Source organism: Burkholderia sp. AU15512, from assembly GCF_002223325.1.
Classification (GTDB): Bacteria; Pseudomonadota; Gammaproteobacteria; order Burkholderiales; family Burkholderiaceae; genus Burkholderia.
On record NZ_NKEX01000014.1, the window covers coordinates 1 to 812 of the forward strand.

An 812-nucleotide genomic window follows, 5' to 3' on the forward strand; every position below is an offset into this window, starting at 1 on the left:
GATCACCAGCCACCCACCAGGCCCGGTGACAACACCCCCCGGATCATGACTGCGACTGGGGGCGAGAATCATGCCGGGCCTGGCTGGCCAAAGCCCCAATTATCGGGGCGTGAAGATAGTAACGGGGCGTCTGCGGCATTTAATAGTTTCAGTCAATGGAATCGAGTTCTGAATCCGAATTTCCAATTGAATGCGACTGGTCCAATGGCCGTTCTGAATCGTCTTAAGCGATTCGGAGCACGCATCGAATGTGCGAGCGCGGCGCGAGTGCGTTTCGCGCACGGCGCGATGCTCAGGTGCGTGAAGGTCCGATCAGGCGTCGCGTTTCGTGTTGACCGCTTGATCGTTCCTGGCGCATCAGCCCAAGCCGATGCGAGCAATGTCAGAGCGAGAACCCCTTTCCTGAAGCATGACCATGGCTGAAAACATCGCCCAAACCGTGATCCGCCGCGCCGACTACACGCCGCCGGCCTTCCTCATCGATGCCGTCGCGCTCGAATTCGATCTCGCGCCGGCCCGTACGATCGTCAGGAACACGATGCGCGTGCGTCGCAATCCGGACGCCGCGCCCGCACCGCACCTGGAGCTGATGGGCGAAGCGCTCGAATTCGTCCGCGCCTGGCTGGATGGCGCGCCGCATGGCGCCGTGCGCGCGCACGAACACGGGTTGACGGTCGAGAACGTGCCCGAAGCCTTCGAGCTGACGCTCGAAAGCGCATGCGCACCCGACCAGAATACGACGCTGTCCGGCCTCTACGTGTCGAGCGGCAACTTCTTCACGCAGTGCGAAGCCGAAGGCTTTCGCCGCATCA

Annotated in this window: 1 pseudogene; it reads left to right on the forward strand. The window is 62.1% G+C overall.

Annotated features, from left to right (window positions below):
• Positions 1 to 415 precede the first annotated feature (415 nt).
• Positions 416 to 812 (forward strand): annotated as a pseudogene (pepN, locus tag CFB43_RS37415) (aminopeptidase N); the annotation flags it as partial.